Source organism: Mycolicibacterium sp. MU0053 (genome assembly GCF_963378095.1).
In the GTDB taxonomy this organism is placed as follows: domain Bacteria; phylum Actinomycetota; class Actinomycetes; order Mycobacteriales; family Mycobacteriaceae; genus Mycobacterium; species Mycobacterium burgundiense.
Genome location: NZ_OY726397.1, coordinates 5420095 through 5432744 on the forward strand (window position 1 = coordinate 5420095; position 12650 = coordinate 5432744).

The window sequence follows — 12650 nt, forward strand, 5'->3', positions numbered from 1 at the left end:
CACGACTGCCGGCGCTGGGCGTCGTGGCGCTGCTGGGGCTCGGCCTGATGCTGGCCCCGCCGGCCGCCGCGGACCAGTGCGCCCCGCCCGGTGTCGGCAGCGCCAGCGCGCTGCCCACCAACCTTGCCGCCGCGGCCAAAGGCCCCGACGAGGACAGGTACACGACCGCGACGGTCGCGCCGCTGGACTCGATCGACGTCGCGACCCTGGGCCTCGGCACCCCCGGCACGCTGACCGTCGGAACCCTGTCGGACGCACCGCCGAGCATCTGCATCAACGCCCAGGGCCAGTTCACCGGATTCGACAACGAACTGCTGCGCGCGATCGCCGAGAAGCTGGGCCTGCAGGTCAACTTCGTCGGCACCGACTTCTCCGGCCTGCTGGCACAGGTGGCGTCGCGCCGCTTCGACGTGGGCTCCTCGTCGATCACCACCACCGAACCCCGGCGACGCACCGTCGGATTCACCAACGGCTATGACTTCGGCTACTTCTCGCTGGTGGTGCCCCCCGTCTCCCCGATCACGAGCTTCTCGCAACTGACCGCCGGCCAACGCATCGGCGTGGTGCAGGGCACCGTCCAGGAGTCCTATCTGGTGGACACCCTGGGACTGGATCCGGTGAAGTTCCCCGACTACAACACCGTCTACGGCAGCCTCAAGACCCGCCAGCTCGACGCCTGGGTGGCGCCCTCGCAGCAGGCCGTCGGTACCGTCCAACCCGGTGACCCCGCCGTCATCGTCGAAAACACCTTCAGCCTGGACAATTTCGTGGCCTACGCGGTCGCTCAGAACAACACCCCACTGATCGACGCGCTCAACGCGGGTCTGGACGCGGTGATCGCCGACGGGACCTGGGCACGCCTGTACTCCGAGTGGGTCCCCCGCGCGTTGCCGCCGGGCTGGAAACCCGGCTCCAAGGCCGCCCCCGCGCCACAGCTGCCCGATTTCGCGACGATCGCCGCGGGCCAAGCCCCCGCGGCCGAATCGTCCGCGCCGAAATCCACCCTGTCGCAACTGGGTACGGCGTTCTTCAGCTGGGAGCTCTACAAGCAGGCGATACCCGACCTGTTCAAGACCGGGCTGCCCAACACCCTCATCCTGACCTTTTGGGCAGCCGTGATCGGCCTGGTGTTGGGCATGGTGTTGGCCATCGCCAACATCTCCCGCTCCCGGCTGCTGCGCTGGCCCGCGCGCGTCTATACCGACATCTTCCGCGGGCTGCCCGAGGTGGTGATCATCCTGATCATCGGCCTCGGATTCGGCCCCGTCGTCGGTGGACTCACCGGAAACAACCCCTACCCGTTGGGAATTGCGGCGCTGGGGCTGATGGCGGCCGCCTACGTCGGGGAGATCCTGCGCTCGGGCATCCAGAGTGTGGAAGCCGGGCAGATGGAGGCCGCGCGGGCACTCGGGTTCAGCTATTCGTCCTCGATGCAGCTGGTGGTGGTGCCGCAGGGGGTGCGTCGGGTGCTGCCCGCGCTGGTCAATCAGTTCATCTCGCTGCTGAAGGCCTCTTCGCTGGTGTACTTCCTGGGGTTGATCGCCAGCCAGCGCGAGCTGTTCCAGGTGGGCCGAGATCTCAACGCGCAGACCGGAAGTCTCTCGCCGCTGGTGGCGGCGGGATTGTTCTATTTGTCGCTGACGATTCCGCTGACCCATCTGGTCAACTACATCGACGCCCGGATGCGGCGGGGCCGCACCTCCGCCGAGGCCGAGGACCCATTGGGCCCGACGCCGGCGACCACCCAGGAGATGATCTGATGACCGGAGAGGCAGTCTCGCTGGCGGGCAGGGATATTCATCTGGCCTTCGGGCCCAACAAGGTGTTGCGGGGCGTGCACCTCGATGTGCCCGCGGGCAGCACCACCGCGGTGATCGGGCCGTCGGGTTCCGGCAAGTCCACCCTGCTGCGCACCCTGAACCGGCTTTACGAACCCGACAGCGGCGACATCCTGCTGGACGGCCGCTCGGTGCTGCGCGACGACCCGAACCAGTTACGGCAACGCATCGGCATGGTGTTCCAGCAGTTCAATCTGTTCCCGCACCGCAGCGTGCTCGACAACGTGAGCCTGGCCCCGCGCAAGCTCAAGGGACTGTCCGGCGAGGCCGCCGAGGACCTGGCGTTGGCCCAGCTGGAACGGGTTGGGCTGCGACACAAGGCCGAGGTGCGCCCCGGCACCTTGTCCGGCGGTCAGCAGCAGCGGGTCGCGATCGCGCGGGCGTTGGCGATGTCGCCGCAGGTGATGTTCTTCGACGAGGCGACCTCCGCGCTGGACCCGGAGCTGGTCAAGGGCATCCTGGCGCTGATCGCCGAACTCGGCGCGGACGGGATGACGATGGTCGTGGTGACCCACGAGATGGGGTTTGCCCGATCCGCGGCCGACGCGGTGGTCTTCATGGACCACGGCGCGGTGGTGGAGGAAGGGCCACCGGAGCGGATCTTCGAGGGCGCCGAGACCGACCGACTGCAGCGCTTTTTGTCCCAGGTGCTGTGAGGGCCGCAATTTGACGGACGTGGAGTCCTGTCAGTCGCAGACAGGTTAGACTAGCGAACTATGCCCGAAGGCGATGCCACCCTCCCCGAGGTGACCCAGCTTGCCGAGGGTCTGCACCGTACGCTGGCAAAGCTGTTCACCCTGCTGCGCCGCGGTGATACCCATACCGAAGCGGCCGGTGAACTGACCCTGGCGCAGCTGTCCATCCTGGTCACGCTGCTCAACCAGGGTCCGATCCGGATGACCGAATTGGCGGCGCACGAGCGCGTCCGGACACCGACGACCACCGTGGCGATCCGCCGGCTCGAGAAGCTCGGACTGGTCAAGCGCACCAAGGACCCCTCGGACCTGCGCGCCGTCCTGGTGGACATCACGCCCAAGGGTCACGCCCAGCATCAGGAGGCGCTGGCGCACCGGTATGCCTCGCTGGCGGCCCTGCTGCGGCAACTCAGTCCGCAGGACCTCGAAACGCTCGACGCGGCGCTGGGGCCCCTCGAACGGTTGGCCGGCGGCGAGTAGCTCAACCCAGCCAATCCAGCACGGCCGCAGCGGTCCAGGATTGCTGCATGCTGCCCAGGGGTTCCCCGGTGAACGGTTCGTAGTACTCGGCGAAGGTGCCGTCGCTGGCCTGACGCAGACCTTCCCGGCGCAGCATCGACGACCGCTCGACCCAACCCCGGCGACCGAACGCCCACGAGAACAGCCAGGTCATCACCGGCCACACCGGTCCGCGCCAGTATTCGCGGGCCCGGAAATCGCGCGACACCGGTGACGTCGACGGGATCAGCGCGTACTTGAGGTCCGGGTGTCCGCAGAACCGCGGCCCCTCCATCAGCTTCAGCAGGGCCCGCTCCCGATCGTGCGGCAGCCCGCCGCACAGCAGCGGCGCGAACTGTGCCGCCGTCTCGGTGGCCACCCAGCGCTGCGCATGCACGTCGTAATCGCGGGCGCCGCCGGTTCTTTCGTCGCACCCCTCGATGACGCCGGCCCGGAACCGGTCCGCCCACCCGTACAGTTCCCGCACGTCGCTGCGGGAGCGCTGCTGTTCCTCGCCGATCTCGGCCAACACCGTACAGGCCACCGAGAAGATCGCCGAGACGAACACGTCCTCCACCGCGAAACTCATGACCTTGGGCAGTAATTCGTCGTCGTAGCGAGCGGACTTCATCTCCTCGAGCAGCCACAGGTAGCGGTCGTACTCGCCGTCGGAGGGACGTTGGGTGGCGTCGGTGATGATGCTGTTGTCTTCGCGCTGATACTCGGGCACAGCGCCGGGAATCACGTTGGCGTAGGCGGCATCCCAGCGCGGCGAGTTGTCCATCCCGGATTCCCAACCGTGGTACAGGGTGATCCGGCCGCGCGAGTTCTGATCGCGGCACTCGGCCAACCACCGGTGCCAGCGGACCAGGTCCTCCCAGCGGCGGTCCAGGAACGCGTCAGCCACCGCGCGGCTCGAGCGGCCGCGGCGGCGCGCATGGTCGAGGATGCGCTGCACGGCAATCGCGTGCACCGGCGGCTGGGTGATCCCCGAGGTGTGCCGGGTCCGCGGCGCGTGGGCGGCCAGCGCCGAACAGGCCCACCGCGCCGGGCCCGGGAAGTACCCGTCGACCCCGTTGGCGAACACGATGTGCGGGATCATGCCGTTGCCCCACTGCGCAGACAGCAACGTGTCCAACTCGACGACCGCGCGTTCGACACTCAGCGGGGCCAACCCGACCGCCACGAAGGCGGCGTCCCAGCTCCACATGTGCGGATACAACAGGGGGGCCGCGGTGGTCATGCTGCCCAGATCGTTGCCGCGCAGCAGGTAGGCGGCGCGGGCCGCGAGCTGCGTCGGCGTGAAGCTGGGGTCGGGGGCCATCCGACCATTCTGCGGCGTGGTGCACCGACTCGCGCGTCGAGGGACCCTGCGCGGCGCGCTGGGTAGGGTGGCGCCCATGCCGACCGCATTGATCACCGGTGCCTCCCGCGGCCTGGGTGCGGCGATCGCCTCCGCGCTGGCGCCCACCCACACCGTGCTGCTGGCCGGGCGACCGTCGGCCGAACTCGACGCCGTCGCCGAGCGCCTCGGCGCGCCGACCTGGCCGCTGGAGCTCACCGATTCCGAGAGCATCGAGGCCGGTGCCGAGGTGCTCGCCGAACTCGACGTGCTGGTGCACTGCGCCGGCGTGGCCTACCCGGGCCGGGTCAGCGAATCGTCGGTGGAGGAGTGGCGCGCCACGTTCGAGGTCAACGTCACCGGTGCCGTCGCCCTGACCCTGGCCCTGCTGCCGCAGTTGCGGGCGGCCGCCGGTCAGGTGGTGTTCATCAACTCCGGTTCGGGCCGCAACCCGTCCCCGGGGCTCGCGTCCTACTCGGCGAGCAAGTTCGCGTTGCGCGCGTTCGCCGACTCGCTGCGCGCCGACGAGCCCGGCCTGCGCGTGACCACGGTCTACCCCGGTCGGATCGACACCGACATGCAGCGCGACCTGACCGCCTACGAGGGGCGCGACTACGACCCGGCGCGCTTCTTGAAGCCGGAGACCGTCGCGCAGGTGGTTGCCAACGTCGTCGCCACACCGCCAGACGGCGACGTGCATGAGGTGGTCATCCGACCGCGCTAGTTTGCCCGATCCCGCCGCGCAGGTCGACGAAGGTGCGCAAACCACGTAAATCCCGCGGCGTGTCGGCCGGGGACGCGCACGGTCGCGGTAGAAATTAGGCGACGATGTTGACCAGCCGGCCGGGAACCACGATGACCTTCTTCGGGGTGGCGCCGGCCAGGAAGGCCGCCACCTTCTCCTCGGCGACCGCGGCGGCCTCCAACGCCTTGGCGTCCGCGTCGGCGGGCACGGTGATGTGGCCGCGGACCTTGCCGTTGACCTGCACCGGGTACTCGACGGTGTCCTCCACCAGATAGGACTCGTCGGCAACCGGGAACGGCCCGTGCGCCAGCGAGGTCTCGTTGCCGAGCCGACGCCACAGCTCCTCGGCCAGGTGCGGGGCCAGCGGTGCGAGCATCAACACCAGCGGCGCGATCGCCGCGCGCGCCGTGACGCCCGTCTTGGTGAGGTGGTTGGTGTACTCGATCAGCTTGGCCGCGGCGGTGTTGTTGCGCAGGTTCGCGTAGTCCTCGGACACCCCGGCAATCGCGCGGTGCAGCGCGCGCAGGGTCGCCTCGTCCAGTTCGTCGTCGGTGACCCGGCCCGCCCCGGTGTTCTCGTCGACCACCAGCCGCCACACCCGTTGCAGGAACCGGGAGGCGCCGACGACGTCCTTGGTCGCCCACGGCCGGGACGCCTCCAGCGGACCCATCGACATCTCGTACACGCGCAGGGTATCGGCGCCGTAGTCGTCGCAGATCTCGTCCGGGGAGATCGAGTTCTTCAGGCTCTTGCCGATCTTGCCGAACTCCTGGAACACCTCGATCTCGCCGTCGTCGGTCGCCAGGATGAATTTGCCGTCGCGCTCGACGACGTCGGCGGCGGGCACGTAGGACCCGCGCGCGTCGGTGTAGGCGTAGGCCTGGATGTAGCCCTGGTTGACCAGGCGGCGGTATGGCTCGCTGGAGCTGACGTGGCCCAGATCGAAGAGCACCTTGTGCCAGAACCTGGAGTACAGCAGGTGCAGCACCGCGTGCTCGACACCGCCGACGTAGAGGTCGACCCCACCCGGGTCGTCCGGTCCGTGCTCGGCCGGCCGCGGGCCCATCCAGTAGCGTTCGTTCTCCTTGTCGCAGAACGTATCCGGGTTGTTCGGATCGCAGTACCGCAGTTCGTACCAGGAGCTGCCGGCCCACTGCGGCATGACGTTGGTGTCGCGGCTGTAGGACTTCAACCCGTCGCCCAGGTCCAGGTCCACGTGCACCCAGTCGCCGGCCTTGTTCAGCGGCGGTGACGGCTCGGTGGACGCGTCGTCGGGGTCGAACAGCACCGGCGAATAGTCCTCGATGTCCGGCAGTTCCACCGGCAGCGCCGAATCGGGCAACCCGTGCGCGCGACCGTCGGCGTCGTAGACGATGGGGAACGGCTCGCCCCAGTAGCGCTGCCGGGCGAACAGCCAGTCCCGCAGCTTGTACTCGACGCGCTGCTGCCCGCGGCCGTCGGCCACCAGCTTGTCGGTCATGGCGGCCTTGGCCGTCGCGACGTCCATCCCGTCGAGGAATCCGGAGTTCACCAGGGTCCCGTCACCGGTGTGGGCGCCCTGCGAAATGTCGCCACCGGCAACCACTTCCACAATGGGCAGGCCGAACTCGGTGGCGAAGTCCCAGTCACGCTGATCCCCGCTGGGCACCGCCATGATGGCGCCAGTGCCGTAGCCGGCCAGCACGTAGTCGGCGATGAAGATCGGCACCGGGGCGTCGTTGGCCGGGTTGACGGCCGTGGTCCCCAGGAACACGCCGGTCTTGGTCTTGTTCTCCTGGCGCTCCAGATCGGACTTGGCGGCGATGGCCCGGCGGTAGGCGGCGACCGCCTCGCCCGGGGTGGCCGCGCCGTAGGTCCAGCGTTGATCCACCCCGTCCGGCCAAGTCTGCGCCACCAGGCGGTCCACCAGCTCGTGCTCGGGTGCCAGCACCAGGTACGTCGCGCCGAACAGCGTGTCGGGCCGGGTGGTGAAGACCTCGATGTCGCCGGCCGGCGAACCGAACTGGACATTGGCCCCGGTGGAGCGGCCGATCCAGTTGCGCTGCATGCTCTTGACCTTGTCCGGCCAGTCCAGCACCTCGAGATCGTCCAGCAGCCGATCGGAGTAGGCTGTGATGCGCATCATCCACTGCCGCAACCGCTTCCGGAAAACCGGGAAGTTGCCCCGTTCGCTGCGACCGTCGGCGGTGACCTCCTCGTTGGCCAGCACCGTGCCCAGGCCCGGGCACCAGTTGACCATCGAGTCCGAGCGGTAGACCAGCCGGTGGGCGTCCACCACGTCGGCCCGCGCCCCGGTGTCCAGCTCGGACCACTGCCGGCCGTCCTCGAGAGTCCTTGCTCCGGACTCGAACTCGGCGATCAGCTCGGCGATCGGCCGGGCCCGTTGCGTCTGCGGATCGAACCAGGCGTTGTAGATCTGCAGGAAGATCCACTGCGTCCACTTGTAGTAGTCCACGTCGGTGGTGGAGAAGCTACGCCTAGCGTCGTGACCCAGCCCGAGCCGGCCCAACTGCCGTCGAAAGTTGACGATGTTGGCCTCGGTCCGGATCCGCGGATGCGTGCCGGTCTGGATGGCGTACTGCTCGGCCGGCAGGCCGAACGCGTCGAATCCCAACGCGTGCAGCACATTGCGGCCGGTCATCCGGAAATAGCGGGCGTAGACGTCGGTGGCGATGTAGCCCAGCGGGTGACCGACATGCAGGCCGTCCCCGGACGGGTAGGGGAACATGTCCTGGACGAACATCTTGTCCTCGGGCACCGGTGCGCCGTCGGCCGGGGCCAGCGACCCCACCGGGTTCGGGACATTAAATGTGCCCAGTTCCTGCCACCGCTGCTGCCAGTCCTGCTCGATCCGGCCCGCCAGTTCCGCGTTGTAGCGAAATTGGGGTGCGTCGGATTCAGTTCCAGGTATCTGGGGTTCGGTCACCCAGACAGGGTATAAGGGCAGCGCCGCGGGCCAAAAAGGGCCGAATTCCAGTGATCTTGGCAACAGCTTGGTCTCGGTTGCGTTGCGAGGGCATCAGGGGTTGGTTCCAGGTGTGTTCCAGCTGTCGTCGAGCCGCGTTCGGGGCGCTGAGGCGGGGTTACAGTCGGCCCCTACAGGGGGTGGCGTGCGCCCCGAATTCGAATGATGCGGAAGTCAGCTTCCGCCACCTGGAAGGACGGGCGACATTATGTTCTCCAAGGTTCGTAGCTGGCGAGTGGTGGCGGGCGGTGCCGCCGCCGCCGTCGCCTGCGTAATGGGTTTTGCCGGCACCAACGCCGCCGCCGACCCGGTGCTGCCCGCGCCGCCGGCACCCGCGCCGGTCACCGTCACCCAAACCGTCACCGCGGCGCCCGTGGCCACCGGTTCGACACCCTCGGCGGCGCTCCCGCAGGCACCCGTCTCGATGCTGGCCGCCCCCGCACAGCCCACCCTGGTCCCGGCCGCCTCCGGAACGCTGCGGGAGTACTTCGCCGACCGGGGCGTGGCCCTGGAACCGCAGGATCCGCGCGTGTTCGAGGCGCTGCACATCACCTTGCCGATGCCGCCGGGCTGGACCCAGGTGCCCGACCCCAACGTCCCCGACGCCTACGTCGTGATCGCCGATCGCGCCAGCGGCGGCCTGTACACCTCCAACGCGCAGGTGGTGATCTACCGGCTGGCCGGCGAGTTCGACCCCAAGGAAGCCATCACCCACGGCTTCATCGACAGCCAGCAGTTGCCCGCGTGGCAGTCCACCGACGCGTCGCTGGCCGACTTCGGCGGGTTCCCGTCGGCGCTGATCGAGGGTTCCTACCTGGAGAACGACCTGCCGTTGAACACCTCGCGGCGCCACGTCATCGCCAAGGCCGGCTCCGACCACTATCTGGTGTCGCTGGCGGTGACCACCTCGGTCAGTCAGGCCGTGGCCGCCGCGGATGCCACCGACGCGATCGTGAACGGGTTCCGCGTCACCGATCCGGCCGCGCCGACCGCCGCGCCCGTCGCTGCTCCCGCGGCTCCCGCCGCGCCCGCGGCGGTCGCTCCGGGTGCGGTGGCTCCCGCAGCGGTGGTCCCCGGGGCGCCGGCCGTGGCTCCGGTGGCTCCCGTCCCGGCCGCACCCGCGGCGCCGGTGGCGGCGCTGCCCGGTCTGCCCGTGCTCCCGGCACCCACCGGCTAGCACCGACCCGCCGCCGCCTCGTTAAGGTGGCCCCTATGTTGATCGCCGGTGTGCTGTGCTTGTGCGCGGCCGTTCTCTCGGCGGGTTTCGGGCTGTGGACGCTGACCCGGCCGGCCGGCGAGGACGTATCCCAGCAGGTCCGGCGTGCCGTGGCACCCACCCAGCTGGCCGCCGCGGTCATGCTGGCCGCCGGTGCCGCCGTCGCGCTGGCGGGCCTGGGCTCGACCGCCGTGGTGGTGTTGATCGTCTGTGTCCTCGGCGCGGTCGGCACCGTGGCGGCCGGATCCTGGCAGGGCGCCCGATTCGCGGTCGCGCACGCCGCCACCAGTCCGCCCCCCTCGGACGACTGCGCCGGCAGCTGCGCGGCCTGCACCCTGTCGTGTAGCTGAGAGGCCCGCGGATATGAGCACGGACGGTTTCCCCTCGGCCACCTCGGTGCCCGCCAAGGACGTCGGCCGGCTACTGCTGCGCTGCGACGACCGCCCCGGCCTGGTGGCCGCCACCAGCTCGTTTCTGTCCGACGCCGGGGCGAACATCATCTCGCTGGACCAGCACTCCACGACGCAGACCGGCGGAACGTTCTTCCAGCGCACCATCTTTCACATGGCAGGCCTCGCGGCGGCGCGCGATGACCTGGAGCGGGACTTCGCCGAGCAGGTCGCCGCGAAGTTCGGGATGGACTTTCGGCTGACCGAGGCCGCCAAACCCAAGCGGGTCGCGATCATGGCGTCCCGGGAGGACCACTGCCTGCTGGACCTGCTGTGGCGCAACCGCCGCGGCGAGCTGGACATGTCGGTCGTCATGGTGATCTCCAACCATCCCGATCTGGCGGATCAGGTCCGTCCGTTCGGGGTGCCCTTCATGCACGTGCCGGTGCACAAGGACCGCCGGGCCGACGCCGAGGCCCGGCAGCTGGACCTGCTGCGCGGCAACGTCGACCTGGTGGTGCTGGCGCGCTACATGCAGATCCTGTCCGGGGGCTTCCTCGCCGAGATGGACTGCCCGCTGATCAACATCCATCACTCGTTCCTGCCGGCATTCGTGGGACAGGCGCCGTACCGCAAGGCCCGCGAGCGCGGGGTGAAGTTGGTGGGCGCCACCGCGCACTACGTCACCGAGGAACTCGACGAGGGGCCGATCATCGAGCAGGACGTCGTGCGGGTCGACCACCGGCACAGCGTCGACGATCTGCGTCGCCTCGGGGCCGACGTGGAACGCGTCGTGCTGTCGCGGGCCGTGCTCTGGCACTGCGAGGACCGGATCGTCCAGCACGGGAACCAGACGATCATCCTCTGAGTGGCGCGGACGGTTTCACGAGCGGCACAGCCCTGACCGCGACCGGCCACTGTGGTACGAATCCGGCGGATTCTGCGTACAAGGATCGACGCTCGCGCCAGGAATGCTCAGTTGCGGCTGGTGTCGATCGGGTGCGTCGCCAACATCGACAGCGGCATCGGCTGGCGCCGCAGCACGCGCGACCACAGATCCACCTTGGGTTCGACCAGAACGTCGGAGGGCAGCGCCGACAACACGATCCAGTCGTCGCGTTCGATCTCGCCCTCGAGCTGACCGATCGTCCACCCCGAGTAGCCCGCGAAGATCCGAACGCCCTCGAGCACCGGGGCCAGCACATCCGGTTCGGCGTCGAGATCGACCATCACGATCCGGCCCGACACATGCCGCAGGCCGGGCACGTCCTGGGAGTCCACTCCGACCCGCAGCGTTCCCAGACACAGTGCCGCATCCCGCTTCACGGGGCCGCCGACGAACATCGTCTTGGGCTTGGTGGTGAGCTTGGCCCATTGCGGCAGCACGTTGTAGACCGCCATCTCGCTGGGCCGGTTCAGAATGACGCCCAACGTGCCGCCGTCGTTGTGTTCGACGACGTAGATCACGCTGCGGCGAAACGTCGGTTCCAGCAGATCGGTGTTGGCCAAAAGCAGCGTCCCGGCGCGCACGCGGTGTGCGGCCGGGGCTACGAAGTCCTCCGGATCCTCTGGCTGACCCATCCCACCATCATGGCATCCATCACCCCGGCTGTGGCCAACAAGCGCACCGGCGCGGGCATATTTGTAGGGTGACACTTTGCGGATCGCCAGAAAGTGGTCGGTGTGGGTGACCCTCGTGTCTCGCCGGCCGTTTGGCGTTCCGTCCGCGCCCTCCCGAATTTCCGGCGTCTTCTCGAACTGCGCGTAGTCAGCCAATTCGGCGACGGCCTGTTCTCGGCCGGGCTGGCCGGCGCTTTGCTGTTCAACCCCGAACGCGCTGCGACCCCGTGGGCCATCGCCGGCGCCTTCGCGGTGCTGTTCCTGCCCTACTCGCTGCTGGGACCGTTCGCCGGCGCGCTGCTGGATCGCTGGGATCGTCGGCTGGTCCTGGTGGGCGCCAACCTCGGTCGGCTGGTGCTGATCCTCGGGGTCGGGCTGCTGCTGGCGACCCGCGCCAGCGACCTCGCGGTGCTGTGCGGCGCGCTGTTGGTCAACGGTTTCGGCCGCTTCGTCGGCTCGGGCCTGTCGGCGGCGCTGCCGCATGTCGTCCCCCGCGATCAGGTGGTGTCGATGAACTCGGTCGCGATCGCCGCCGGGGCGTTGGCCGCGTTCGCCGGCGCCAACTTCATGCTGGTGCCGCGCTGGCTGATCGGGGCGGGCGACACCGGTTCGGCGGCCATCATCTTCATGGTCGCGGTTCCGGTGACCCTCGCCCTGCTGCTGGCGCTGAGGTTCCCGGCCCGGGTACTCGGCCCCGACGACACCGTCCGCACCGACCACGGCTCGGCGGTGCGCGCGGTGGCCAGCGGCTGGCTGCGCGGCGCCCGGACCGTGTGGGCCGTGCCCCCGGTCGCCGCGACGCTGGCCGGGCTGGCGGTGCACCGAATGGCGTTCGGCATCAACACCTTGCTGGTGCTGGTCATCGTCCGGCACACCGATGTCCCGACCGTCGGGGTCGCCGGGTTGGGCACCGCGGTGGTGTTCGTGGCCGCCACCGGCACCGGCTCCTTCCTGGCCACCGTTCTCACGCCGGCAGCGGTGCGGCGTTGGGGCCGGTACACCACCGCCAACGCCGCGCTGGCCGCCGCGGCGCTCGTGCAGGTGGCCGCGGCGACCCTGCAGCTGCCCGTGCTGGTGCTGTGCGGCCTGGCCCTGGGCGCGCTGGGCCAGGTGGTCAAGCTGTGTGCGGACAGCGCCATGCAGATCGACGTCGACGACCCGCTGCGCGGACATGTGTTCGCCGTTCAGGATTCACTCTTCTGGGTCTCGTTCATCGCCGCGGTCACCGCCGCGGCCGCCGTCGTCCCGCCCGACGGGCAAGCTCCCCTGCTGGCGCTGGCCGGCTCACTGCTCTATCTCGGCGGGCTTGCCGTGCACGCGGCCGTCGGGCGTTTACGGTGAG

11 protein-coding genes are annotated in these 12650 nt (G+C 69.4%); 8 read left to right on the plus strand and 3 right to left on the minus strand.

Features of this window, described 5'->3' with window-relative positions; translation table 11 throughout:
- The first annotated feature begins 47 nt into the window (after window positions 1-47).
- Genes RCP80_RS25795 through RCP80_RS25805 form a run of 3 tightly spaced genes read left to right on the plus strand, consistent with a single transcriptional unit; the run spans window position 48 to window position 3013 of the window.
- Window positions 48-1760, plus strand: coding sequence for an ABC transporter substrate-binding protein/permease (locus tag RCP80_RS25795; protein WP_308483030.1), 1713 nt, complete (start codon window positions 48-50; stop codon window positions 1758-1760).
- Entirely contained in the window at window positions 1760-2494 is a 735-nt protein-coding gene (locus RCP80_RS25800; RefSeq protein ID WP_308480371.1) for an amino acid ABC transporter ATP-binding protein, read from the plus strand. Before RCP80_RS25795 ends, RCP80_RS25800 begins: the two co-directional genes overlap by 1 nt.
- A 60-nt stretch (window positions 2495-2554) precedes the next feature.
- Window positions 2555-3013 (plus strand): MarR family winged helix-turn-helix transcriptional regulator, encoded by a 459-nt coding sequence (locus tag RCP80_RS25805; protein WP_308480372.1) that lies wholly within the window; start codon window positions 2555-2557, stop codon window positions 3011-3013.
- Window position 3014: 1 nt separating this feature from the next.
- On the opposite strand, the gene ggh is transcribed toward RCP80_RS25805, so the two are convergent.
- Window positions 3015-4355, minus strand: coding sequence for a glucosylglycerate hydrolase (ggh, locus tag RCP80_RS25810; protein ID WP_308480373.1), 1341 nt, complete (start codon window positions 4353-4355; stop codon window positions 3015-3017).
- A 76-nt stretch (window positions 4356-4431) separates the two neighbouring features.
- Between ggh and RCP80_RS25815 the strand changes: the two genes are divergently transcribed.
- Window positions 4432-5097: an SDR family oxidoreductase gene (locus tag RCP80_RS25815; protein ID WP_308480374.1), complete on the plus strand. Its 666-nt coding sequence runs from the start codon at window positions 4432-4434 to the stop codon at window positions 5095-5097.
- A 94-nt stretch (window positions 5098-5191) separates the two neighbouring features.
- On the opposite strand, the gene leuS is transcribed toward RCP80_RS25815, so the two are convergent.
- Window positions 5192-8044 carry a leucine--tRNA ligase gene (leuS, locus tag RCP80_RS25820; protein ID WP_308480375.1) on the minus strand — a complete coding sequence of 951 codons (2853 nt, stop codon included), beginning with the start codon at window positions 8042-8044 and terminating at the stop codon, window positions 5192-5194.
- 247 nt (window positions 8045-8291) lie between these two features.
- On the opposite strand from leuS, the gene RCP80_RS25825 reads away from it, so the two are divergent.
- From RCP80_RS25825 to purU, 3 genes are read left to right on the plus strand one after another with little or no spacing between them, the layout of a single operon-like run.
- A complete protein-coding gene (locus tag RCP80_RS25825; RefSeq protein ID WP_308480376.1) occupies window positions 8292-9260 on the plus strand; it encodes an LpqN/LpqT family lipoprotein in 969 nt (322 codons plus the stop codon).
- Between the two features lie 35 nt (window positions 9261-9295).
- Entirely contained in the window at window positions 9296-9649 is a 354-nt protein-coding gene (locus tag RCP80_RS25830) for a hypothetical protein (RefSeq protein ID WP_308480377.1), read from the plus strand.
- A 13-nt stretch (window positions 9650-9662) separates the two neighbouring features.
- Window positions 9663-10556: a formyltetrahydrofolate deformylase gene (purU, locus tag RCP80_RS25835; protein ID WP_308480378.1), complete on the plus strand. Its 894-nt coding sequence runs from the start codon at window positions 9663-9665 to the stop codon at window positions 10554-10556.
- A gap of 107 nt (window positions 10557-10663) precedes the next feature.
- On the opposite strand, the gene RCP80_RS25840 is transcribed toward purU, so the two are convergent.
- Window positions 10664-11269 (minus strand): YqgE/AlgH family protein, encoded by a 606-nt coding sequence (locus tag RCP80_RS25840; protein WP_308480379.1) that lies wholly within the window; start codon window positions 11267-11269, stop codon window positions 10664-10666.
- 102 nt (window positions 11270-11371) lie between these two features.
- Here RCP80_RS25840 and RCP80_RS25845 point away from each other — a divergent pair, with 102 nt between their 5' ends.
- Window positions 11372-12649, plus strand: coding sequence for an MFS transporter (locus RCP80_RS25845; RefSeq protein ID WP_308480380.1), 1278 nt, complete (start codon window positions 11372-11374; stop codon window positions 12647-12649).
- Window position 12650 lies beyond the last annotated feature (1 nt).

Excerpts from the sequence above, each read along its gene's own strand:
- RCP80_RS25800 (WP_308480371.1), top strand. The coding sequence starts at position 1,760 with ATGACCGGAGAGGCAGTCTCGCTGGCGGGCAGGGATATTCATCTGGCC.
- RCP80_RS25815 (WP_308480374.1), top strand. The coding sequence starts at position 4,432 with ATGCCGACCGCATTGATCACCGGTGCCTCCCGCGGCCTGGGTGCGGCG.
- RCP80_RS25805 (WP_308480372.1), top strand. The coding sequence starts at position 2,555 with ATGCCCGAAGGCGATGCCACCCTCCCCGAGGTGACCCAGCTTGCCGAG.
- RCP80_RS25840 (WP_308480379.1), bottom strand. The coding sequence starts at position 11,269 with ATGGGTCAGCCAGAGGATCCGGAGGACTTCGTAGCCCCGGCCGCACAC.
- RCP80_RS25830 (WP_308480377.1), top strand. The coding sequence starts at position 9,296 with ATGTTGATCGCCGGTGTGCTGTGCTTGTGCGCGGCCGTTCTCTCGGCG.
- purU (WP_308480378.1), top strand. The coding sequence starts at position 9,663 with ATGAGCACGGACGGTTTCCCCTCGGCCACCTCGGTGCCCGCCAAGGAC.
- RCP80_RS25825 (WP_308480376.1), top strand. The coding sequence starts at position 8,292 with ATGTTCTCCAAGGTTCGTAGCTGGCGAGTGGTGGCGGGCGGTGCCGCC.
- RCP80_RS25795 (WP_308483030.1), top strand. The coding sequence starts at position 48 with ATGCTGGCCCCGCCGGCCGCCGCGGACCAGTGCGCCCCGCCCGGTGTC.
- ggh (WP_308480373.1), bottom strand. The coding sequence starts at position 4,355 with ATGGCCCCCGACCCCAGCTTCACGCCGACGCAGCTCGCGGCCCGCGCC.